Origin of the sequence: Peijinzhouia sedimentorum, from assembly GCF_049340005.1 — a bacterium.
Lineage (GTDB): Bacteria > Bacteroidota > Bacteroidia > Cytophagales > Cyclobacteriaceae > CAXBDP01.
This window is the reverse complement of the sequence record NZ_JBMPIY010000002.1, coordinates 124,907-148,841: the sequence shown is the minus strand read 5'-3', so window position 1 is coordinate 148,841 and position 23,935 is coordinate 124,907. Positions and strand designations below refer to the sequence as shown.

General features: G+C 37.6%; 23 protein-coding genes. 12 read left to right on the top strand and 11 right to left on the bottom strand.

Going from position 1 to position 23,935, the window contains the following annotated elements; translation table 11 throughout:
* Window positions 1-25: 25 nt before the first annotated feature.
* The gene (locus ACOXY8_RS03675; protein ID WP_458330194.1) at window positions 26-1,357 is read left to right on the top strand and encodes a neutral/alkaline non-lysosomal ceramidase N-terminal domain-containing protein; all 1,332 of its coding nucleotides are present in this window, start codon (window positions 26-28) and stop codon (window positions 1,355-1,357) included.
* Window positions 1,358-1,369: 12 nt separating this feature from the next.
* Here the strand turns inward: ACOXY8_RS03675 and ACOXY8_RS03670 are convergent, their stop codons facing one another.
* Window positions 1,370-1,861: a VOC family protein gene (locus ACOXY8_RS03670; protein WP_458330193.1), complete on the bottom strand. Its 492-nt coding sequence runs from the start codon at window positions 1,859-1,861 to the stop codon at window positions 1,370-1,372.
* A 39-nt stretch (window positions 1,862-1,900) separates the two neighbouring features.
* The gene (locus tag ACOXY8_RS03665; protein WP_458330192.1) at window positions 1,901-2,317 is read right to left on the bottom strand and encodes a hypothetical protein; all 417 of its coding nucleotides are present in this window, start codon (window positions 2,315-2,317) and stop codon (window positions 1,901-1,903) included.
* A 142-nt stretch (window positions 2,318-2,459) separates the two neighbouring features.
* Between ACOXY8_RS03665 and ACOXY8_RS03660 the strand changes: the two genes are divergently transcribed.
* A complete protein-coding gene (locus tag ACOXY8_RS03660; RefSeq protein ID WP_458330191.1) occupies window positions 2,460-2,942 on the top strand; it encodes a low molecular weight protein-tyrosine-phosphatase in 483 nt (160 codons plus the stop codon).
* Entirely contained in the window at window positions 2,939-3,817 is an 879-nt protein-coding gene (locus ACOXY8_RS03655) for a fructosamine kinase family protein (protein WP_458330190.1), read from the top strand. The genes ACOXY8_RS03660 and ACOXY8_RS03655 overlap by 4 nt, the downstream gene beginning before the upstream one ends.
* Window positions 3,818-3,845: 28 nt before the next feature.
* Here ACOXY8_RS03655 and ACOXY8_RS03650 read toward each other — a convergent pair whose 3' ends face one another.
* The 4 genes from ACOXY8_RS03650 to ACOXY8_RS03635 all read right to left on the bottom strand — a co-directional run bounded on the left by ACOXY8_RS03650 (window position 3,846) and on the right by ACOXY8_RS03635 (window position 9,622).
* Window positions 3,846-4,499 carry a LolA family protein gene (locus ACOXY8_RS03650; protein ID WP_458330189.1) on the bottom strand — a complete coding sequence of 218 codons (654 nt, stop codon included), beginning with the start codon at window positions 4,497-4,499 and terminating at the stop codon, window positions 3,846-3,848.
* Between the two features lie 8 nt (window positions 4,500-4,507).
* Window positions 4,508-6,919: a DNA translocase FtsK 4TM domain-containing protein gene (locus tag ACOXY8_RS03645; RefSeq protein ID WP_458330188.1), complete on the bottom strand. Its 2,412-nt coding sequence runs from the start codon at window positions 6,917-6,919 to the stop codon at window positions 4,508-4,510.
* A gap of 121 nt (window positions 6,920-7,040) precedes the next feature.
* Entirely contained in the window at window positions 7,041-8,066 is a 1,026-nt protein-coding gene (locus ACOXY8_RS03640) for a quinone-dependent dihydroorotate dehydrogenase (RefSeq protein WP_458330187.1), read from the bottom strand.
* 137 nt (window positions 8,067-8,203) lie between these two features.
* A complete protein-coding gene (locus ACOXY8_RS03635; protein WP_458330186.1) occupies window positions 8,204-9,622 on the bottom strand; it encodes a Glu/Leu/Phe/Val family dehydrogenase in 1,419 nt (472 codons plus the stop codon).
* 357 nt (window positions 9,623-9,979) lie between these two features.
* Here ACOXY8_RS03635 and ACOXY8_RS03630 point away from each other — a divergent pair, with 357 nt between their 5' ends.
* Entirely contained in the window at window positions 9,980-10,519 is a 540-nt protein-coding gene (locus ACOXY8_RS03630; protein ID WP_458330185.1) for a class I SAM-dependent methyltransferase, read from the top strand.
* A gap of 47 nt (window positions 10,520-10,566) precedes the next feature.
* Window positions 10,567-11,628 carry a hypothetical protein gene (locus tag ACOXY8_RS03625; RefSeq protein WP_458330184.1) on the top strand — a complete coding sequence of 354 codons (1,062 nt, stop codon included), beginning with the start codon at window positions 10,567-10,569 and terminating at the stop codon, window positions 11,626-11,628.
* Here ACOXY8_RS03625 and ACOXY8_RS03620 read toward each other — a convergent pair.
* A complete protein-coding gene (locus ACOXY8_RS03620; RefSeq protein WP_458330183.1) occupies window positions 11,625-12,902 on the bottom strand; it encodes a serine hydrolase domain-containing protein in 1,278 nt (425 codons plus the stop codon). The two genes, ACOXY8_RS03625 and ACOXY8_RS03620, sit on opposite strands and share 4 nt — an antisense overlap.
* A gap of 160 nt (window positions 12,903-13,062) precedes the next feature.
* Here ACOXY8_RS03620 and ACOXY8_RS03615 point away from each other — a divergent pair, with 160 nt between their 5' ends.
* From ACOXY8_RS03615 to ACOXY8_RS03600, 4 genes are all read left to right on the top strand, one after another.
* Entirely contained in the window at window positions 13,063-13,737 is a 675-nt protein-coding gene (locus tag ACOXY8_RS03615) for an SGNH/GDSL hydrolase family protein (RefSeq protein ID WP_458330182.1), read from the top strand.
* A 600-nt stretch (window positions 13,738-14,337) separates the two neighbouring features.
* Window positions 14,338-14,586, top strand: coding sequence for a hypothetical protein (locus tag ACOXY8_RS03610; protein ID WP_458330181.1), 249 nt, complete (start codon window positions 14,338-14,340; stop codon window positions 14,584-14,586).
* 100 nt (window positions 14,587-14,686) lie between these two features.
* Window positions 14,687-15,658: a hypothetical protein gene (locus tag ACOXY8_RS03605; protein WP_458330180.1), complete on the top strand. Its 972-nt coding sequence runs from the start codon at window positions 14,687-14,689 to the stop codon at window positions 15,656-15,658.
* Between the two features lie 31 nt (window positions 15,659-15,689).
* Entirely contained in the window at window positions 15,690-15,950 is a 261-nt protein-coding gene (locus tag ACOXY8_RS03600) for a hypothetical protein (RefSeq protein ID WP_458330179.1), read from the top strand.
* Between the two features lie 401 nt (window positions 15,951-16,351).
* Here ACOXY8_RS03600 and ACOXY8_RS03595 read toward each other — a convergent pair whose 3' ends face one another.
* The 4 genes from ACOXY8_RS03595 to mnmA form a co-directional block, all read right to left on the bottom strand.
* Window positions 16,352-16,558 (bottom strand): hypothetical protein, encoded by a 207-nt coding sequence (locus ACOXY8_RS03595; RefSeq protein ID WP_458330178.1) that lies wholly within the window; start codon window positions 16,556-16,558, stop codon window positions 16,352-16,354.
* Window positions 16,559-16,804: 246 nt separating this feature from the next.
* On the bottom strand, window positions 16,805-16,948 hold the full coding sequence (locus ACOXY8_RS03590) for a hypothetical protein (protein ID WP_458330177.1): 144 nt from the start codon (window positions 16,946-16,948) through the stop codon (window positions 16,805-16,807).
* An 85-nt stretch (window positions 16,949-17,033) separates the two neighbouring features.
* The gene (locus ACOXY8_RS03585) at window positions 17,034-17,744 is read right to left on the bottom strand and encodes a pseudouridine synthase (protein WP_458330176.1); all 711 of its coding nucleotides are present in this window, start codon (window positions 17,742-17,744) and stop codon (window positions 17,034-17,036) included.
* A gap of 21 nt (window positions 17,745-17,765) precedes the next feature.
* Window positions 17,766-18,956 (bottom strand): tRNA 2-thiouridine(34) synthase MnmA, encoded by a 1,191-nt coding sequence (mnmA, locus tag ACOXY8_RS03580; protein ID WP_458330175.1) that lies wholly within the window; start codon window positions 18,954-18,956, stop codon window positions 17,766-17,768.
* A gap of 90 nt (window positions 18,957-19,046) precedes the next feature.
* Here mnmA and ACOXY8_RS03575 point away from each other — a divergent pair, with 90 nt between their 5' ends.
* The 3 genes from ACOXY8_RS03575 (at window position 19,047) to ACOXY8_RS03565 (ending at window position 23,854) form a co-directional block, all read left to right on the top strand.
* Window positions 19,047-19,520 carry a pyrophosphohydrolase domain-containing protein gene (locus ACOXY8_RS03575; RefSeq protein WP_458330174.1) on the top strand — a complete coding sequence of 158 codons (474 nt, stop codon included), beginning with the start codon at window positions 19,047-19,049 and terminating at the stop codon, window positions 19,518-19,520.
* A 225-nt stretch (window positions 19,521-19,745) separates the two neighbouring features.
* Window positions 19,746-22,553 (top strand): outer membrane beta-barrel protein, encoded by a 2,808-nt coding sequence (locus ACOXY8_RS03570; RefSeq protein ID WP_458330173.1) that lies wholly within the window; start codon window positions 19,746-19,748, stop codon window positions 22,551-22,553.
* Window positions 22,554-22,723: 170 nt separating this feature from the next.
* Window positions 22,724-23,854: a hypothetical protein gene (locus ACOXY8_RS03565; protein ID WP_458330172.1), complete on the top strand. Its 1,131-nt coding sequence runs from the start codon at window positions 22,724-22,726 to the stop codon at window positions 23,852-23,854.
* Window positions 23,855-23,935 lie beyond the last annotated feature (81 nt).

The following is a 23,935-nucleotide window of genomic DNA, read 5'->3' as shown; positions in this document are numbered from 1 at the left end:
AACAGCCTTATCTGATTATTACAATTTGAAAATCCTTGCCTATATATTGATTTCCCTTTTAGTAATTGTGCTAGCTGTATTGCGACCTATCGATCGTGACCCAATTGAGGATGAGCCTTTTTACACAGAAATGATGCAGAGAATGGCTGGTTTTGAGCTAGCTGATATGGCAAATGATGACGCAAATCCTTTACAGGTTGGTTGGGCTGCAGTGAATATCACACCAGATGAGCCTGAGTTATTAATTGGCTACAAACCTCGTGGTCCGTATGTAGAAGTTCACGATTCGATTTTTGTGAGAAGTCTGCTGATCGATAATGGTGCAAATGAAGTAGCAATTGTGACAATGGATTTGCTTTTGGTTCCTCCGGCCTTAGTTCAGTATTTGGGGCAACAATTGTCGACTATTAATTTCGATATTAATAATATTTATTTCACAGCAACTCATACACATACCTCTATTGGTGCGTGGCTCAATTCATTTGCAGGCCAATTTATCGCTGGTGATTTTGATCCAAAACGAATAGAATGGCTTGGTGATAAAATCATTGAATCTATAGAGCAAGCAAGAGCTACTAAATCTGATGGAGCAATTGGATTTCAGAAGATTGAAACACAAGGTTTGGTAGAGCATAGATTAGATAAGCCGAGTAAGGATATTGATGAATCGCTGCGGATAATTAGAGTGAATAAGGAAAATGGTGAGCGAGGTATTTGGGTTACTTTCTCGGCTCATCCGAGTTTGATTAGTAAAAATACGCATGTGCTCAGTGGCGACTATCCCGCTGCCATGTTGCAGGATTTAAAAGCGGGAGGGTTTGATTTTGCTATGTTTAGTGCAGGGATGGTTGGCAGCCATCGCCCAAAGGAATATGGACTATTTGATATCGAGTTTCTGGAAGATTATGGAAGTAAGTTAGCCAATATCATTATTGATAATTTGGATAGTGCTTCATTTGATTCAACAGCTGGCATTGCTATACAAAAGCTTTCTTTATCGTTGCCAAAAAGTCAAATGCGTCTGACCAAAGAGATTGGAGTTAGGGATTGGATTTTTACGCTTGCTATGGGTGAGCTTGATGCCGAAATCAAAATACTGCAAATTGGTGATATTTTGATGCTTGGTATGCCGAGTGATTTTTCAGGCGAATTATCTGTAAATGGGCAATTCGATAAACTGGCTATTGATAACGACCGTCATTTAATGATTACAAGCTTCAACGGCGATTATATTGGCTATATCACAGACGATAGCAACTACGATACTTCAGTGAAAGATGAGGTTCGTTCGCTCAATTGGGTTGGCCCATATATGGGTGCGTACTTCACCAAAGTGGTAACTGAAATTATAGATTAGATTCCGTATTCATTATCGGCTAATTTCATTCAGTAAATCCAGCATATCCAAAGCTCTGGTGTACATGTTTAATGAACCATCTTCATAATATGGCCAGTCTTCTTTTGGCCTATCCCAATACAACTCAACTCCATTTCCATCAGGATCGTCCAAATATATAGCTTCGGATACACCGTGGTCAGCTGCGCCAGTTATTGGGTATTTGTGTTCTCTTAGCCTCTTAAGAGCCAAAGCCAAGTCTTTGCGAGTGGGATAAGCAATGGCAGTATGAAACAGACCAACACTTCGAGCTTCAGCGGGAGGTAGATTTTTGCTATACCAAGTATTCAAGCCAATATGGTGATGATATCCTCCCGCCGATATAAATGCAGCGTCGTTGCCAAGCTTTTGAGTTACTTTGAAGCCGAGTAAATCCACATAAAAGGCTAATGCTTTGTCAATATTGGCTACTTTCAGATGCACATGGCCAATACGAGTTTCGCTTGGAATGCTGTAATTTTCCATTTTTCAAAAGGTTAAGGCAAAATTCAAGGTTATGCTAAACTACTTTTTGTGTGTTTTCACCCGCTTTTTGCTGGCGAGAATAAAACTAAATATAGCTAAAAGTAATGTCAATGGAGTGAAAATATATCTTTCCATGTCATTGAGAGATATGATATTACCAATGGTATTCATTACGAAAATGAATACCATAAGCCACAAGGCAATTTTCACAACAATGGGATGAACTTTCAATTTAACGATTTTAGCCTGTATCGCTACAATGGCGAGCATGAGAAAATTTAATAGGATGGAAACCAACTCGAAATTGATCATTTCACTTTGGTTTTGTAGCCTGCCACCCCAAACAATCTGGTAAGGGACAATGCCCAAGAGTACCAAAAAATGAAATAGAATTGTTGCCAAAAGAATAATCATCATGCCTTTTGAGGCAATTTTATGAGAAATTTTGGTATGCATTTAGGTATTCTACAAATGGTTTTTGACTCTGTGAAATTGTTATAATTCATTGAATTTCCAATCGAAAGAGAAAGAATTATTTTGGCTTCTTGACTAAAGGTTTTTATTATCAATTTTAGGAGGATAGGTTTATCTTTGAGTTATGGTAAAAGTTTTATTTGTGTGCTTGGGAAATATTTGTAGGTCGCCTTTGGCAGAGGCTATATTTAGCGAAAAGCTTAAAAAGAAGGAGCTAACTAATCAAATAACGGTAGATTCATGCGGTACATCTAACTTTCATATCGGTCAACAGCCTGACCCTAGAACTATTGAAATTACCAATCATTATAATATTACCATCTCTCATAAGGCTAGACAGTTAATGCCAAATGATTTAGCTCATTTTGATTATATCATTGCTATGGATCGGCAAAATGCAGCCAATATCACCAAAATGGCACATCAGCATAAAGCGGATACTGAGAAGATTTTCTTTATGCGTAATTTTGATGAGCAACAAGATGATATTAATGTTCCTGATCCATACTTCGGTGGAATGGATGGATTTCATGAAGTGTATGAAATCTTGGATCGTTCTTGTGAAAAACTCATCATGCATATTCTCCAAAAGGAAAGTAAGGAATGAGTTTTCCTTTCCAGCAAAACGACTTTTATCAACAAGCCATCTTTCAAAGTGCAGGACTCGAAGTGGAAATTCTCGATGTGAATTTTCAGTCGGGAGGTTGTATCAGCACGGCAGCTAAAATAATTACCAATAAGGATGTATTTTTCCTAAAGTGGAATATGCTTGATATCGGCTTGTTCGAAGCTGAGGCGGGAGGTTTGAAACTGCTAGCTAATAGTGCAGATTTACGTATCCCGAACGTTTATGGCTTTGGTAAAATTGCAGACAGGCAATATATCTTGATGGAGTTTTTGGAGTCTATTCCTCCCGCTAATGATAGTTGGGAAATGTTAGGGAGAGAATTGGCTATACTACATTCTGTCACTAATAATCAATTTGGCTTAGACCATGAAAATTTCATTGGCAAGCTTGTTCAGAAGAATACTTTTTCAAAAGATTGGTTGAGTTTTTTTATCCAGAACAGACTAGAAGTTCAAGCAGGTTTAGCTTATTACAATGGTTTGGTAAACGCAAATTGGCTTAGTAATTTCCAAAAATTGTATCCCAAATTGGAGAGCTTTTTCCCAAAGGAAAAGCCAGCGTTACTGCATGGTGATTTATGGAGTGGAAATGTACATACTGGGTCTGATGGATATAAATGGATGATTGATCCAGCAGTATATTTTGGACATCGCGAAATGGAATTGGCCTTTACTCAGCTATTTGGTGGTTTTGATGCTGAATTTTATAAGAGCTACAAGGAGGTATTTCCGCTGGAGCCGGGTTATGAAGAGCGGGTGGATATTTATAATTTATATCCACTTTTAGTTCATGCTAATTTATTTGGAGCCTCTTATTTAAGTGGTGTAGATAGAGTAGTCAAAAGAATGATTTAGCGAACAGTTAATTAAAGAAACTTTGTAACTATCGCAAATCAATTACTTCAACACCAGGATATCTTTTAACATCAAATTCAAATTCCTTCTGATTGTCAACCGGCTGGTTTTGAACAGATTTTACCAAATAGTTATAACGGTTGCCATTTTTATCAAAAATTTCCCAGCTATTCAAATTCAAGTCATTTTTACCTATAGAAAGCCTAATTTTGAAAAAAGGACTACCAGAATCTTCAGGTACTAAATCTACTATTTGCGTGGCATTTCCATTCGTATTTACTTCCTCTACAAACTGGTATTTATAGCCATTTTTGTAGGCAGCGTAAATATTGCTTGGACTCATTTCCATTTCTTCAGGATAGTAGTTGTCAATATTTACTTCATTTATTTCTTCAATATAAGTCCAAACAGTGGTGCCATTGCAATAGATTTCTTGACCAGCCATTATCAATCGAAACTTGTCACCATCTACCAAAAGAGTACCATCGAAAGATTCGCTAATGCCTTCTTGTTCATTTTGTAAGGAGTAGGTGAAATTGGCCAAATAAGCACCCATATTTTGGTACTTATTGCTCATATCGTCCAAAATGCTCAAAGCACGCGGATCGTATTGTGCCGATACAATTTGATTGAAGAAAATAATTAAAAATACTGAAAGGGAAATCCTACGCATCTTGTTCATCACAGGGGTCATTTTGAAGGCATGTCACGCAATAATTGTTCCAAGGCATACTCGTCGCTAATTAAAACTTCTCTTGCTTTGCTACCTTCAAATTGGCCAACGATTCCGGCTGCTTCTAATTGGTCAATTAAGCGGCCTGCACGGTTGTATCCTAGTTTTAATTTCCTTTGTATCAATGAAGTACTTCCTTGCTGATGCATTACAATTAATCTGGCTGCATCTTCAAATAAATCATCACGATCTGAGAGGTCAACAGCTAAATTGCTATCTCCACTTTCTTCACCTACATATTCCGGTAAGAGATAAGCCGTGGAGTAACCTTTTTGGTTTCCTATGAAATCACATAGATCATCTACTTCACTTGTGTCAATAAATGCACATTGAAGTCTTATCAGTTCTGATCCCATACTCAAAAGTAAATCACCTTGTCCAATAAGTTGATCAGAACCACCAGTATCTAAAATTACCCGTGAGTCCACTTTGGAAGTAACACGGAAGGACATCCTCGCTGGGAAGTTAGCTTTGATTATGCCAGTAATTACGTTTACTGAGGGTCTCTGAGTCGCTACTACTAGGTGGATTCCAATAGCACGGGCCAATTGTGCCAAACGAGCAATAGGCGTTTCCACTTCCTTACCAGCAGTCATCATCAAATCTGCTAATTCATCTATTACCAATACAATGTATGGTAAGAATCGATGACCCTTTTCTGGGTTTAGTTTGCGGGTTACAAATTTCGCATTGTACTCTTTCAAATTTCGACTGCCAGCGTCTTTCAACAAGTTGTATCGGTTTTCCATTTCGATACAGAGCGAGTTTAAGGTATTCACCACCTTTTTGGTATCAGTGATAATGGCTTCCTCAGAATCAGGGAGCATGGCCAAGAAATGTCGCTCAATTTTGTTGTAAAGTGTGAGTTCCACTTTCTTAGGATCTACCAACACAAACTTGAGTTGGGAAGGATGCTTTTTGTACAAAAGAGAAGTTAGCAGAACATTGAGTCCAACAGACTTACCTTGACCAGTTGCGCCAGCCATTAACAAGTGAGGCATTTTGGCAAGGTCAGCCATAAATACTTCATTGGAAATAGTTTTGCCAATTACTACCGGTAATTCCATATCGCTTTTAAGGAATTTCTCCGTTGACAAAAGTGATTTCATGCTTACAAGCTCCCTATTCTTGTTTGGCACTTCTATACCTATGGTTCCGCGACCAGGAATTGGTGCAATAATTCTGATGCCCAAAGCAGCCAAACTCAAAGCAATGTCATCTTCTAAATTTCGGATTTTGGAAATTTTCACTCCTGCTTTTGGAATGATTTCATAGAGGGTAACAGTAGGCCCGATGGTAGCTCTAATCGAATCTATTCCAATTTGGAAGCTAGATAATGTTTCGACAATTTTATTCTTATTCTCCTCCAGTTCTTCACGATCAACTTGTACTTTGGTATTGCCGCCATGGTCTTCTAGCAAATCCAGCGTTGGGTATTTGTATTTTGCTAAATCTAGCGTAGGATCGTAGTTTTCGCTATTGAGTACTTTGGCTTTATCCTCCCGCTTTTGTTCTTCGATGTTTAAAGCAACATCGTCTGTAGGATTATCACCCTCGGCAATAGCTACTTCCAATGGCAATGGATCATTAGGCTTTGAAGCCTTTTCATCCTTAATACTTACTTTCCAATCTTTACTTTCATCATCTTCATCCAAATCTAAAGAGACCTTTTCGCTGATTTTCTCTTCTTTCCAAGGGATAATTTCCTCGTCCTCGTCTTCAGTTAAGTCTGCTTGTGTTTTCTTGCCTCTACCAAAATTGAAAGATGGAAGACTCTGGACATTGAAAAAGTAAATAATGAAAATTAATAAGCTGATTGCTAAAACGATAAGTGTTCCAATTCCGATGATAGCTTCGGCCATACCACCGATTACATATCCAATGCCACCTGTGTAGAGCGACAAACCTTTGCCCACCCAATTGTTGACATCCAAATAGCCAAGAAATAAGGTAATCCAAATAAGGAAGAAAAAGCTAAAGCCAAATACGCGTTGGAAGGCGACGATTTTTCGGACAGTGAGAATGTTGAGGCCAATGACAAAAATGATTGGACAAAGGAAAAATGCGCCCAATCCAAACCAGCGAAAAATCATATAATGCGATACAAATGCGCCAGCGAGCGAAAGACTGTTTTTTACTTCTCCTATATAATTTCGCCACTCTGTCCAACTGACATCTCGCACCAGACTTTGGTCATAAGGCGCTGTAAATAAATATGATGTGAAGGAAAAAAACATAAATACAGATATGGAAATCAATACCAAACCTGCACTGATTTGAAAACGACGATCTTTCCAAAATGCTGGGCGTTTTGGTAAGGGTTCTGCTTTTCGAGCATTTCCTTTTCTGAAGTTTTCTGTTTTAGCCATTGATAAATCTACGTATAAAAAATTGCTGATATAAGCCCCATTTGGCAAATAGCTAGCATTGAAAATCTTAACCTAGGCACCAAAATACAAAAATCCGTATTGTAACGAATAATTCATCGATTCATTTGAGTGCTTTACAAATTTTGCTTGGTAATGCTGGTCCTTCATATACAAGGCCCGAATACACCTGCACAAGTGATGCGCCTGCGTCTAATTTTTCTTGTGCATCGGCAGCATTAAATATCCCACCTACACCGATTATTGGAAATGCGCCATTACTCTTAGTATACAAATAGCGAATGACTTCCGTACTGCGATTTTTTACAGCTTTGCCACTCAATCCTCCCGCTCCAATATTTTCAACTTCAGATTTATCGGTTTGCAAGCCGCTGCGATCTATTGTTGTGTTGGTAGCAATAATGCCAGCCAATTGAGTAGTTGCCACAATTTCTATAATATCATCTAATTGCTCATTACTGAGATCGGGAGCAATTTTTAGTAAGATGGGCTTTGATTTAGGTTTGGCTTGATTAAGTTTTTGTACATGCAAAAGTAGCTTAGTCAAAGGCTCTTTTTCCTGCAATTCACGTAGTCCGGGTGTATTGGGTGAGCTCACATTGATGGCGAAATAATCGACGTAAGGAAAAAGTTTTTCGAAGCAATATTCGTAATCTTTCCAAGCTTCATCGTTTGGAGTCACTTTATTTTTGCCAATATTTCCACCTACAATTACGTCTTTTGGACGATTTTTTAATCTTTCAACCGCAGCATCTACTCCGCCATTATTAAAGCCCATTCGGTTGATCAAGCTTTGATCGAGCGGGAGGCGGAAAAGACGCGGGAGGGGGTTGCCATCTTGAGCTTTAGGCGTAAGTGTGCCAACTTCGATAAAGCCAAACCCCATTGCTGCAAATACATCCATCATTTTGGCGTCCTTGTCAAAACCAGCGGCAAGTCCTACCGGGTTTGGGAATCTTAATCCAAATAAGTCGACAGCTAATTTGGGATCATTTACACCATAAATAAGCTTAAAGAGCGATTTGAAACCAGGAATGTTGAAGCTAAATCGAGCTAAAGAAAAGGTAAGCTTATGAGCTTTCTCGGCTGGAAATGAAAATAGAAATGGTCGAAGAAGGAGCTTGTACACGGCTGATAGATTGTTGCGACGAAGTTAATACGATTTCCGAAGCTTATTAAATCTATTGGCAGAATTAACGAAAAAAGCGGAAATGCTTTTATCACATTTCCGCTTTCGATTGAATTGTACTTGGATGATTTATAGAATCAAGGGAAAATGCCTAAATCCATATAACTCACTGAAATTCTTTGTAATGCCAAGATAAATCCTGCTGTACGAAGGGATTGAATGTTTTTCTGATGGCGCATTTCATTCATGCTGTGGTAGGCATTTACCATGGTTTCTTCTAATCCAGAATTAACCAAATCACGCTCACTTGCACCTTGAGCTAGTAGATGTTTTTGCTCGTCGCTAAACTTATCACCAGTAGCTTTTTCGATACTTTCTAACAAGACTGAGAACTTCTGCATGTCATATCGTTTTTCGATTTTGCCGAAAGACACTCGGGAGAGATTTTTAAGCCACTCGAAGTAAGAGACTGTAACACCTCCCGCATTCAAATACATATCAGGAATAACCATGATGTTGTTTTTGAGTAGGACTTTTTCAGCATCTTGAGTCACCGGGCCATTTGCAGCTTCAGCTACAATTTTTGCCTTTACATCTTTAGCATTTTCTATAGTAATCTGATTCTCTAATGCTGCCGGAACAAGAATATCGCAATCGTAAGTAAGAAGTATTTTACTATCTTCTATAAACTCACCTTTTCCATAGCCTTTGAAGCCTTTGTTTTTAACTTGATATTCTTTTATCTCCATTACATCGATGCCCGACTCATCATAAATTCCTCCATTCCACTCGGCAATTGCTACGATTCTGGCACCTGCCTGCTGAAGATAAAGAGCAGAATAATAACCAACATTACCCAAACCTTGAATTATGACTCTTTTGCCAGCGATACCTGTGCTTAGGCCTATTTCATCCATGTCTTCTTTTACACTTACTGCTTCGCGAATGCCAATAAATACGCCCATACCAGTAGCTTCAGTACGGCCATCTATACCATGCTGTGAGAGTGGCTTGCCCGTAACGCAACCTTTTCCATTGATGGCTTCTGGATTGAAAGCTTCGTATGTATCTACTATCCAAGACATCTCTCTAGCACTTGTGCCATAATCTGGTGCTGGAACATCTATTGCAGGGCCAATAAATTTCTTTTTGATAAGCTCTGATGTGTATCTTCGTGTAATGCGTTCGAGTTGACTAACATCGTATTTTAATGGATCAATTCTAACACCACCTTTGGCACCACCAAAAGGGATATTTACTAAGGCGCATTTATAAGTCATTAGTGCAGCGAGGCCTTTTACCTCATCTTGATTTACGTGCTCGCTATAGCGAATACCACCCTTTACAGGAAGCTTATGATGAGAATGCTGCACTCTGTATCCTGTGAGCACTTCATAGCTTCCATCGTCATTGCGAAGTGGAAAACTGAATTTGTAAATACTATTACATTCCTTGATTTGGTCTAAAAGGCCTACACGTAAATCTAAATGTTTTGCTGCTTCATCTACAAATCCGCAAACATCGTCGAATAAACTATAATCTTTATTTACTGACATACTATATTGGGTTTATGAATAGGGTTTATGAATAGGGTTTATAATTAAATGTGTAATTAAAGGCTTGAATTAAAAAATGTCTGCCATATTTAGGCAAAAGCTAGCGAAAAAAACAATGATTGGCAAAGCTTGTTGTTTGGAATAACATACGTGTGGAATAGGCTAGAAGGTTTACAATCTTATTGCTCCCCTGAAAGTTTAATATGACCAATTATCCCATTAGATTTTTATTCTATTAGTGTTATAGGTAGTTTTTAGCCCGTTTTTAGAAGGTTTTGGTTTTTATTAGTTATAATGAATGGAGAAACTAATAATTGAAAGCACAATAAGTAAGCGTGAGACAGGATTGATGAATTTATGAAAGCGAAATTTACAGTAGAAGGACTTAGGAATATTAGGCAAATAGGAAGCATTGCTTCTAGCAGTAGTTATTTGACTAGAAAAATCATAAAAGGGATTGACTTTGGTAAGCGATTGAACGTGCTTGAACTTGGCGCGGGAGATGGTGTAATCACCAAAGAGATTTTAAATAGAATGTCGCCCGACTCACAGTTATACTCTTATGAAAATCACGCTGGTTTAGCGGCTTTGCTAGGAGATATTAAAGATACACGTCTTACAATTAAAGGTGAATGCGTTTCTAAACTAAGTCAATTGGATGATAATTATTTCGATGTAGTGATTTCGAGTTTACCACTGGCTCTATTTGACACAAGCTTCAAAAACAAGATTTACGAGAATATACAAAATAAGCTACACAGCACTGGCACATTTATACAGTATCAATATTCCTTATACGATTATAAAGAAATAGAAAAAGTTTTTCAAAACTGTAAAATCGACTTTTGTCTATTTAACCTACCCCCTGCTTTTATTTACAAGGTGAAGATGAATTAGTAATAACTCTGTGAAGGGGACTGACAATGAATATTCTAACATTTGTTATGCCTAAGACCAAACACTTTTTATCAGTTATTTCAGCGTTTTTCTTAATTTCAATATCATGTACTTCAATCAATGAATTATACAGTGAGTTTGTGCAAAAGGAGTCTGTGAAACTGAAGACTGTTCGCAAAATCAAAACCTTATGTCCAACCAACCTTAAGATGGTAGGTTCACATTTGGTATTGGTAAATGATTGTGGAGATAATGCTTTACAAATTATTGATACACAAGATTGGTCTGAGCATTGGATCGGTACTCGTGGTGGAGGCCCTTCTGAATTAGGTCAATTTATAGATGTGCTTGATGGCTCCTATAAGCCCAAAAGTTTAAAGGAGCAGTTATTTGTAGATGTGCATAAACGAAATACATTTTATGTAGAGCAGAATGCAGGTGCTTTCAAAATTGTGAATGTGGGCAAATTGCCGAAACAAGCATTTCTATGGGAGAATTTGATGAAAACCAATAATGGTTGGGCATTGAATGATTTAAACGGAAGGACATTTCTCACCATAATAGACGAGAATGAAGAAGTGATATTGAATGACGAGTTTGCCCCAGTGTTAAGCCAATCTTTGCCAACTCGTACACGAGGCTATGTATATTACAGCACCATGGCCTATAATGCAGAGCGTGATTTGGTGGTTTCTGGATTAAGGAATTTCCCATATTTAGCCATCTACAATTCCGCTGGCGAAAAAATTAATTCATTGAAAACCCATGCCCAATTAGAGTATCCTGTTTTCAATAATGACAATGGAGTACCGATTGGAGATGATGCGATTTTCTTTTATTTGCAAACGATCCCAACACCAAAGTACATATTTGCACTAAGGTCAAATACAACACGAAAAAGGATTAATCAAGGAGGTAGTTTTGAACCCGTTTTAGAGATTTATGATTGGGGTTTGAAGCCGTTAGCTGAACTGAGTTTTGATGATTCCTTCGGTCAGTTGGCAATTGATTACAAAAATAAATTGATCTATGGATTTTCATTCAAAAATGAAAACCACGCTGTGAGGGTAGCAGAAATCCCTGAATCGTTTTATCAGTATTTCAACTAATTAACTGAATTAGCACCAAAAGCCCCATTAACAGCCTGCTCAAAACCATTATACACCTTGCTTTGGTGATATGAAGGATACATTTGGCTTAGCATAATGCCCACAGTTTTCCTTTCCTGATCTATCCAAAAGGAAGTTTGAAATGCCCCAGTCCACGAAATGGTATTTGGCGTTCTGTTGAATCTCAAATCTCCATTTTCCGGAACAATCATATAGCCATAAGTAAATTTATTTCGGCCTACTTGCAGGTCGCCAATTTTATTCTCTTTGGCATGTTGCAGTGTTTCTTCTTTTATGACTCTAGTACCATTTAGCTCACCACCATTCAATATGGCTTGTGCAAATTTCAGATAATCATGCGCTGTGGAGCTTAATCCACCTCCTCCTGAGAAATAGCTCTTGGCGCCTTGAATGGGAAAATCACCCGTAAGGTCTCTTTCAGGATCATTTGGGAAAGCTACTAATTTAGGATCACGTTGGTTGGCATACATGGTCGTAAGTCGGTTGGCCATGCTATCGTCAAAGTAAAAACCTGTTGATTCCATACCTAGTGGCTCGAAGATATTTTGCTCTAAATATTGATCGAATGGCATTCCCGAAGCTACTTCAACCACCCGCCCCAAAACGTCGATGCTCAATCCATAAGACCATCTTTCACCAGGCTCGTGTTTCAGTGGCAATTGAGCCAATTTGGCAATATTTTGTTCTAATGTAACCGGACGTAAGGTAGTGAGATCGATAATTCCTGCTTTTGCATATAGCTTATTCATGGTAGTGTCCGCAAATCCATACGAAATGCCAGAAGTATGCGTCAATAAATGATGAATTGTAATTTCCTGACTAGCTGGTGTGCTTGTGTAATTAGAGTCTAGAGGATTGATAGAATCAAGAACCTGAGGATTGGCAAACTCTGGAATATACTTTGACAATGGATCATCAAAATTGAGTTTGCCAGCTTCCTGCAATTGTAAAATAGCCAAAGAAGTAATAGGCTTGCTCATGGACGCAATGCGAAAAATGTCTGTTGTTTCCATGCTGTCTTTCTCGCTAATATTTCGGTAGCCAAAAGCTTTTTCATATACGATTGAGCCATCTACAGCCACTAATGCAACAGCACCTGCAAGCCACTCATCCTCTAATGCTAAGTTGAACAAATCATCAATGTTTGTTAAAGAATCGGCTATTAAACCTTTACTCTCAGGCGTAGTATATTCAAAAGGGCCATCAGTTTGCTCGCTTACATTTGGTCCGCAAGCCGCAATTATAACCGACAAAACAAAACAACTAAGAAGGAAGTATTTTTGAGAAGGGTGAGCTTTCATTATGGCTAATCGTTTATTTGCGTGAAATATATAAAATTTGGCATGCTAATTACTATTTTAATGAAACGAATATCTTTTTCAAGCTGATTCTTATAAAAAACGATTTACTGAAATGAAGAAATTAACTATTGCCCTTTTTGCTTTTTCTATGGTTTTGATATTGAACCCATTGCATGCGCAAGTTTATAGCTATTTGGCATTGGGCGATTCTTATACAATAGGCGAGGGGGTAGCCGAAGCCGATCGTTATCCAAATCAGTTGGCTGCTATGCTAAATATGGATAGCCTATATGTGGCCTCACCACTGATAATTGCTCGTACAGGCTGGACTACAGATGAACTTACTAAAGCGATAGAAGAGCGGACAGACTTGGCAGAAAGCTATGATTTAGTGACTTTGTTGATTGGGGTAAATAACCAATATCGAGGAAGAAGTTTAGAGGAATATGAAGAGCAATTCGCCTATTTGCTAGAAACAGCTATAAAATTTGCGGGAGGGGATAATTCAAGAGTATTTGTGATTTCAATTCCGGATTGGTCGGTTACGCCTTTTGCAGATGATAGAAATACAGATAAAGCTAAAGTGGCAAAGGAGATTGATCAATTTAATGAAGTGAAAAAGATGCTTTGCGAAGAGTATGGGGTCGATTATACAGAAATTACCGAAGCTTATAGAGCAAATGGAAATGAAATGGTAGTGGCAGATAAACTACATCCATCCAAAGAAATATATCAGGAATGGGCTGCTGCTTTGGCCGAAAAGGTTAAAAGTAGATTGGCAAAATAATCAGAGTCTTTGCCCCCCTTCGCGTAGAACTCCGCGCCACTTGCGTTTATCAAAAAGAAGAAGTTTAAACGCAAAGAACACAGAGTAAAGACGCAGTGACCGCAGAGAGGAAAGCTAAAACTTTGCGACCCTTTGCTTCAAACTCAGCGCCACTTGCGGTTATTAAAAAGAAGAAGTTTAAGCGCAAAGAACACAGAGTAAAGACGCAGTGACCGCAGAGAGGAAAAAGCCTTTTGTATCCCATCAACCTTTCTTTGTGGATTTTTTTTCTGCATGTATCAGCGTAATCTGCGAGAGAAAAAAGGTAGCCCACTGATGGTACAGATTTTCGCAGATTTATGAAAAGTCCAACAATGTTTTGATTCTTCTCTGTACTCATATACGTTTTTCCTTTGGGCCTCTATGTTTGAAAGGATTTCATAATTTAGGAAAGAACGAAGAGAGATGTGGCTATTTAAAATGGAGAATATGTGACAAGAGTATACATGTAATTGGATCCCTAAATCATTATTTTAAACATATAGTATAAAAATTTACAATAAATCTTGACTCATATTATTATTATTATTATTATTGACAATCAATCAAAAATTAATACTTATGAAAAACAAAAAAACAATTTTCACTATGATGGTAGGAGCAGTTTTCGCTCTAATCCTTAATTTTTTTCCTCAGCAGATAAGTTTTGCGGAAAATGATCCAGCACCAGCTTGTTCTTGGGGGTATGCATCTGTAGAAAAAAGCTGGTTAAATTGGAATAATGATGGGTATACAAAATTATGTGATTGTACTCCTACTTCTTTTATTATTGATGGGACTCACAGGCTTTGCACCCCAACACCACAATAAATTTTAAAGAATGTTTAGTAATTTTTTGTACTCAAAAAGATGCTTTATTAGTTTTATACTGATACTGCATCTTTTTTTCTCATGTTCAGTTTCAGAAGAATTGGCTGTTGAGGAATTTAATTTGACTGGCAAAGAAGTTGGCCCCACTGATTTCTTTGGCGAGCCTACTAGTATCATTTCACATGATGGATACTTTATATTATCAGATCAACGTACACAAGAAAAATTACACTATTTGAACGAGAGTTTCAATGTGGTGAAATCTTTTGGTAAGACCGGAAAAGGACCTAATGATATTGAGTATCTTGTTCCTATTCTTGCTATTCAACCTTTCCAAGATTACTCTTTAAAAATAAATACTGGTGGACCTATAAAAGAAATTGATTTTTCAGATTCTTTAAACAATCTAAACTTTGTGAATTATCCGGACGATATTGTGTTAACTCAACAAATTGTAATTGTGAACCACAATACTATTTGGGGGCAGGGCGGTTCTGCTCAATTCAAGTTTATGGTGGTTGATACGCAAAGCGGCAATGTGATAAAAGAATTGCCCTTTGTATCTTTTAGTGAATTTTTTTCGCCAAATATACTACCCTATGCATATACCGGTCAAGGCTACTTTCACCCTTGGTGGAATCGTGTAGTTTGGAGTCATAATAAGTTGAATACCATAGAGTTTTATTTACCGGATGGAAAATTTGAAAAGGAATGGGTTTTTGGACAGCCATGGACTGAGGAAGAATTAGGCAATCCATATCCAGTTTTACTAAGATCAGTACCTGTTCCGAAAGGGCTTTTGGTCATGTATATAAAAGAGGCAAAGGAGTTGGCAAAAAGTAGTACTGTCGCGAACCTTTATTACAGTGCAATTGCAAAAATAAAAACCCGCATTCTTTTCTTTAACGAGGATGGTGAAGTGAAATGGTCTTTAAAACTTGATCGTTTTTTAAATGACTTCACTTTCGATGTGAAAAATAAACGTATCGTAGGAATATTTGGTGAGTCGGAAGATAAGAATATTGTAGTTTATGAATTGCCAGAAGATCTTCTCAAGGATGTTGGGTTTTAAAAGAAAATTTATTTTATCAGAATAGTTAATTATGAAAAAACCAAAAAAATCCTTTTGGATAGCAATGGTAAGTGTATTCATTCTAAGTCTGGCTGTGTACTACTACAGCAGGCCAGTCTTGGTATATATGCCTTCAGATTCAGCTGGTGATTGTACGTGGGGGTATGAAGCTGTGGAGGTATCTAGAATACCATTTTTAAATAGCCAAATGAGCAAATTCTGCGACTGTACGGAAACTCCATTGTTTTTAGCGAATGGCAACCATATACCTTGTGGTTCTAAAGAGGAGTAAGTGAGTTTTTAAAATTTAGCTAAGTTAAATTTCACGTGCTTGTCAATCGGTTTACAAGAGGATTGTCAAATTATTCATAATAATTTTTATTGTGTCCACAACAGCGATGACATACGTGCTCTAGTAAAATTGCAATAAATACTAGTTTATCTTTCTGCTCGTATCAGCGTAATCTGCGGGAGAAAAAAAGGTTGCCCGCAGATGGCGCAGATTTACGCAGAGTGAAGACGCAGAGAGCGAATTGTTTTTCACACTGCTGGCGCTTTCGTAGTGTCAATAAAAAAAAATTAGGGTAGGGCTAAAGAATCTGAGTAAACTGCTCACGATAAAAAATGCCAAAAAAAAAATTCAGGAATAGAATCCTGAATTTGATTTTCGAAATTACTAATTGATTAAAATTCTTAATCTTCCTTATTAGTACTCTTCATCCAGATGGCAAGGCCAGCAATGGTTACAACGCCAACTAAAACAAGTCCCAGATTAATATTTCTTTGTGCTTTTTGTGCTTTTTTCAATTGCTTAGAACCTAGACCTTTCTTAGCTATAAAATCTTCAATTTTTTCAATACGATCTTCTAGCTCTTCTTTTACTTTTTTAGTTATATCCATAATAATTTATTTTTTAAATTTATCTATACACCTCTTACAACTTATGAGCGAAGAAAATAGTTCTGATTTTAGCAGTAAATTGATATCTATGGGTAGCTTTAAGGAATGTAGGGATTAAACTAAATTATTATGTCGCTTTATATAATTCTTTGCGTCCTTGCGGCTTAGCGAGAAATAAATAAAAATGAACATAAAAAAACAGCTTCCCAAAATGAGAAGCTGTTTATCGACTTATGAATTTTAATACTATAAGTAGTTCATTAATACACCGAAAACAATGATTATGAAGATAATGAAGAAGTAAAATCCTCTTTCGCTTCTCTTCAAACCTTTACCAAATAAAAGATTGTTGGTAGCATATTTCCAGCGTTTTTCATATGCAGTTTTCATCTTTTTACCTCCTTTTCTTTTTACATTCTGCATCAAAGATACTAAATTATTACGTAAATGTTACCTTAATGTTAAGAAAACTAATTTATGAGGTGAATTTTATCTCTATGTTTTCGAATATACTGTTACGCATTTCAGCTAAATCATCAGGTAAGTTCACGCTTACATTAACGGCCTTCTGAGTAAATGGGTGCTCAAAACTAGTGCTATAGCAATGCAAGACCAAATGATCTACTCCAAAATTGTTACGGATAAAGGCATTGTATTTATTGTCACCATATTTTTTGTCGCCCAGAAGTGGATGTCTATAGTGGCTTAAGTGTCTCCTTATCTGATGCATACGCCCAGTTTCAGCGTCTATTTGAAGAAATGAAAATCGGCTACTTGGATATCTGCCAATAGCAATGGGCAGTTCTACTTTTGCCAAACACTTAAAATGTGTAATGGCAGTTTGCTCATTCCCAATAAGTTCCTTTTTCAGAGGCTTATTGATGGTAAATGAATCTTCTGTAAATCCTCGCACAATTCCGTGGTAGCATTTGCTTACTTTTCGGCTTTCAAAAAGTGCTTTCAAGGCTTTATCAGCTTCTGGATTAGTACTAAACCAGAGCACTCCGCTCGTTTGCCTGTCGAGCCGATGAGCAGGATACACCTTTTGGCCAATGGCATTTCTGAGCAATTGCATCACCGATGGCAATTCATCTCTTCCAACCCATGCGCTTGGATGCACTACATAACCGCTTGGTTTGTTTACTGCAATAAAATTTTCGTCTTGGTAAAGTATCGGGATTTCCACTAAAAAAAGTTTTCCGTGTGATTAGTGGATTTCGCCAGAGCCGATTAGCTCATTGCCATCGTACCAAGCTACAAATTGACCAGAAGCTATGCCCGTTTGTGGCTTTTCAAAAATCACATAGAGTCCTTCTGCTTCCTGATGCAAAGTAGCTGGAATCAATGCTTGGCGATATCTGTATCGCACCATAAATTCCTTTTGCTCATTTTCTTTCATTTGCATATCCTCCCGCACCCAGTGAATATGCTCCTTTTTTACAAATAAGCCACCTCTTTGTAAGCCAGGATGCTCTGCACCTTGGCCAGTGTATAGAATATTATTTACTGTGTCTTTTTCAAGCACAAACAAAGGCTCTTTTTTCCCACCTACTTGCAAGCCTTTGCGTTGCCCTACCGTGAAAAAATGAGCGCCATTATGCTCTCCAACAATCTCACCATCGGCAGGACTAAAATGTACCGAGGTAGAAAGTAGGGAAAGCTTCTCTTTGCCATTGGCTTGAGCAAGGGAATCTGCAAGGTTGAGAATTGGTTGAGCTGACTCAGGAATTTCTACAATTGTGCCTTTCTTTGGAGCTAATTGCTGTTGCAAAAACTCAGGAAGCCTTATTTTGCCTACAAAGCATAGACCCTGTGAATCTTTTTTGTCTGCCACCGGCAGACCAATTTCTGTAGCAATTTCCCTTACCTCCCGCTTTTGCAAATGTCCGATTGGGAACAAAGCCTTACTCAATTGCTCTTGCGATAATTGACAAAGAAAATAGCTCTGATCTTTATTTGCATCTGCGCCTGCTAAAAGTCTATAAACCGTTTTGCCATTTACTTCAATCGTATCTTTTTGGCAATAATGTCCTGTGGCGACCGCATCAGCTTTTAATTTGAGGGCAGCTTTAAGGAAAGTATCGAATTTGATTTCTCTATTACAAAGCACATCAGGATTGGGCGTGCGGCCTTTTTCGTACTCAGCAAACATATAATCAACTATCCGCTCCTTGTACTCTTTGCTTAGATCCAGATTATAGAATGGAATACCCAAATGCTCTGCTACAGCCATTGCATCTGCGCTATCCTCAATCCATGGGCACTCATTATTGATAGTGACAGATTCGTCGTGCCAATTGCGCATATACACGCCAATGACCTCATGGCCTTGCTCTTGTAGCATGTGCGCTGTTACACTAGAATCCACTCCGCCTGATAGTCCTACTACTACTCTCATTTTGCAAATTTATCCAAAACCAACAATAGGCTATGTAAATAAGTTGCCTTTTCTATTTTTGTATTCATTTTTCATAAAAAACCAATTTCGATGCAAGATCCAAAATCACTTCAATCAGTAGCAGAATTCCACAAAACATTTAAACATCCGATCCTAGAATCGCCACAAATTCCGGATGATAAAAGATGTAAATTACGTGTGTCATTGCTTGTGGAGGAGCTAAATGAACTAGTGGAAGGAATTAAATCGAAGGATATCGTTGAAGTTGCTGATGCTTTTTGTGATTTGCAATATGTGCTTTCGGGCGCCATTTTGGAATTTGGCTTGGCAGATAAATTCAAGGAGATGTTCGAGGAAGTGCAAAGATCGAATATGAGCAAGGCGTGTAATAATGAGTTAGAAGCTAAAGATACGGTAGCGCATTACAAACTTGAGAAAGGTGTAGATTGCTATTATGAAGAAGCAGATGGAAAGTATTTGGTGTTTAGGCGGGAGGATAGAAAAACGCTTAAATCAATTTATTACTCTGAAGCTAACTTGAATCGAATATTGGATAAGAAGTGATGTATAGTTGAATTGATTGGAGGGTTGAGGGTATCAGAAATTGAAATTCTGCTAATCTGAAAACTCAATGCTATAATTGTTCAAAAAGTATTTTCATAATCAACTGATAATTAATTGATTAATTTTGCTTAGGAAATTTTTTAGTTTTTTTTATTCAAGCATTTAAACTACGGATGGTGGATTTGCTCTAAGGCTTGAAATCTTATTTAGATACAAGCAATTAAAATGAAGAAAAATCTACTTTTCCTATTTGTCCTACTCATTTCACTCGTATCGATAAACGAAGCAAATGCACAAAACTCCCTCAAAAAAGTGTATGGAGTTGTGATGGACGAAAATGATACCGATCCATTAGTAGGGGCGAATGTCCTTATGAAAACTACTTCGGATTCTTTACTCCAAGCAACTTACACAGATAAAAATGGTAAATTTGAGTTTAAAAACCCCATCCCAAGATCATTTGTATTAGAAATAAGCTACGTAGGTTACGATAATTTTAAGCAAAGTTTCATCCTTGTGAGCAACGAAGATTTGGGAACTATCCGTATTTCTAGCGGTAAGTTACTTAGCGAGATTGTAATTCAAGGGCCTCCGGTTACTGGAGAAATGAAAGGTGATACTGCGGTATTTAATGCAAGTGCCTTTACCACTCGCCCAGATGCAGATGCTGAAGATTTAATTAGAAAATTACCTGGTGTTACAATAGAGGGTAATTCAATAAGAGCCCAAGGAGAAGAAGTTAAAAATGTATTGGTAGATGGAAAGCGCTTTTTTGGCAATGACCCAATGACGGCACTTCGTAATTTACCTGCAGAGATTGTAGATAAAGTAGAGATTTTTGACGAGAGATCCGACCAAGCTCAACTTACAGGTTTTGACGACGGCACTAGAAATAGAACATTGAATATTGTAACAAAAGAAGATGCTCGTGCTGGCTCATTTGGTAAGTTCTACGCCGGCTATGGTACAGATGAAAGGTACCAAGGTGGCGGTAACTTCAACCTTTTCAAAGGAGATAGAAGACTTTCTATTATAGGAGGGGCAAATAATGTTAATCAACAAAATTTTGGAGGTCAAGATCAAACAGGTGGCTTCGGCGGTGGTCGTGGGGGTATGGCTGCTTTGGGAGGTCGTGGTGGGGGTGGCTCCACAGGTATCAATACCGCAAGTTCTGTAGGCCTTAACTTCTCAGATTTCTGGGGCAAAGGTTTCGAGTTTAACGGTAGTTATTTCTACAATACTTCTAGCAATACCTTAGAAAATAAATTGAATCGTGAATTGATCTTGGGTTCAGACTTAAGTCAGTTTTATACAGAAGAAACAGCAGATCTTAGTGAAAGTGCGAATCATAGATTGAATATGAATATCACTTGGAATTTGAGTGATCGTTCTGCGATTATCATGCGTCCAAATATAAGTTTCAATGATACAAATTCTGAAAACACAACTTTTGGTCTGAACTTTCAGCCTGATGGAACAGCACTAAGTAGCAATAACAACGCAACAACGCGGGAGGGTAACAGTTTCAACTTCTCCAACAACCTTACTTACCGTTTGAGATTCGATAAGCAAGGTAGATCAGTCTCCACAAATATTACTACCTCATCGAACAACAATGATAGTGATACTTACTTGGATGCGATCAATATCAATCCAAGAATCAATAGAGCAGATACGGTAAACCAAGTAACGAATGCTTTATCGAGCGGAGTTAGCTACAATGCAAACTTTGTCTATACAGAGCCATTATCAGCAAGATCAAACTTGCAAGCTAACTATTCATTGGGTAATAACTTTACAGACAGTGATCAGCGTGTATTTAGATTGCAAACAGAAACAGGTTTGATGAATTTGGATACGGCCCTTACAAACACATTTGACAATAGCTATTTTACACAGAGGGTTGGTTTAGGCTATGTGTACAACTACAATAAGTTGAATATTAACACAAATCTTAATTATCAATTTGCAAGGTTGCAGAACGAGCGAATGTTCCCTACAGAATCGGAAACTGAATTGCAATTCAATAACCTGATTCCAACAGTGAACGCTACTTACCGTTTCACGCCAATGCAAAACTTGAGATTCAACTATAGAGCCACTACGCAAAACCCATCGATCAATCAATTGCAAGATGTGGTAAGCAATGCCAATCCATTGCAGCTTTCTAGCGGTAACCCAGATTTGAAGCAAAATTTCGGACATTTCATGACCTTGAATTACACAAGCTTCAATCTTGAAAATGCTCGTACTTTCTTGGTATTCCTTACAAGTAATATCACTAGCAATTACATTGGTAATGCAACCTATATAGCGCAGCAAGATACCTTGATCAATGGTACTATTCCGTTGGCTCGTGGTGGTCAGTTTACACGTCCTGAAAATATGGGCGGTAGTATTACCTCCCGCGCTTTCGTGACCTACGGTTCTTATATGAAGGGAATTAAGAGTAATCTGAATGTAAACTCTTCGGTGACTTACAGTCAAATTCCGGGTATTGTTAATGGGCGCAAAAACTTCAACAGAAGTACTACTTTGAGCCAAGGTGTTACTTTAAGTAGTAATATCAATGAGAATGTTGACTTTACTCTATCATCAACTGCTAGCTACAATTTTGTAGAAAGTAGTTTGAATACAAGTGCAGAAAATAACTTCTTCACCCAAGTTAGCTCATTCCGATTCTTCTATCGCTTTGCTGGAAAATGGTTCTTTACCAATACTACAACACATCAGTTGTACAGAGGTTTGGGCGAAGAGTTTAATCAATCGGTATGGATGTTAAATGCTGAAATAGGTAGAAAATTCTTCGAGAAGGATCAGGGTGAATTGAAGCTATCAGTTTTTGATGCACTTGGTCAAAACCAAGCCATTAGCCGTACCATTTCAGACATTTCAATTGAAGATAGAAACACAACAGTGTTACAACAATATTTCATGCTCACATTCACTTACAACCTTAGAAACTTCGGCGGTAATAATCAGCAGCAGCAAAGAGGTGGTATGAACCCAATGATGATGAGAGGCGGCAGATAAACAAAGTATAGATTTAGTTAAGGTTGATGATAAAGGGCAGTGCAATTTGTACTGCCCTTTTCTATTTTGCCCTAGCGTCTTAGGTTTTATATTATTACTTAATCTGTTTTATTTTTCATTTTAAAATGTTTTTATAATTTAGAGCATTGATGAACTAAAAAACCATTCTAATGAAAATTCAAAACTCCCTCTATCTATTACTATTTGTAATAATGTTTGCCTCAGCTTGTGCTAATTCCGATGAAAAAACTGAAACTGAAGCAGAAGAGACAAACCAGCAATGGGTTATTTCAGATTCCATTGTTGTAGATTTAGCTTTGGCTGAAATAATCCCATACGATTATAATTCTGATAAAAAGCTATTTCTTGGTAAAAATGATAGAGATATAGTCATTTTCGATGAAGGTGGTTCTGTGTTGCATCAGATAAAAGACAAGCCAGCAGGTGACCCAGATTATCTAGGGAATTGGAAAATTGGAACAGGATTTTTCGAGGATGATAAAATATTGGTGCAACCCAATATGTCAGATAAAATGCTCATCGCGGATTACGATGGTAAGGTGGTTGAGAAAATTCAAATGCCTTATCGTGTGATTGTTAGCGTAAGTAAGGATGGGCCAAAATTCTACGAAATTAAAGACAATAAATATTTATTATATGCACCAGGTAGGTATGATCAAATGGAATTATGGAACAATGGCTTTAAAGAATTCTTGTTTGAAATTTGGGATCGAGAGTCTAATACATTTAGCCCAACCATTAAACTTCCTGAAGGTCATCCGCATAATAAGGCGAGAAACAATCGCTTTTTTCCTGAATTTATGTATGAGGATGGAAAGCTCTTTTTATATACTGCGGAATTTCCAGAAATCTATATGTATCAGTGGGATGGTGCTGACTTTCAATATGAAAAGACGATCAAGCCCAATTTCCCTAAGTTTGTCCGCTATCCTGAAAACGCAGAGGGTGATATAGATTTCAGAGCAGTAAGTGCTGGTGGTATAATTAGTCTAGATGTTGAGGGAAATGAGCTTTACATTGCCTATTCAGAAGGTATTGAGGAGGAACGATATAGCGTTATGTCCGAAGAGGAACAACAAATGTCTCAAATATCAGAACCAATGTATAAAATTGTAAGCGTCAACCTTGATGACTTATCGGAGCGTTATCAAGACGCGCCGCAAGAAATCCTTCCTTTTTATTTCCGAGCTGGAGAAGGGCGTTGGATTGGACTTAAAAATATCTACCTGAAAATGGAAGAGGAAGATTATCCAACATTATATCTGATGGAAAGAATGTAAGAGCTATTGCTTGAAATTATTGTCAAAGTAAATATTCGATAGTCTAGTTTTCTCTAATCTGTTCACTTGGCTTTGGACATG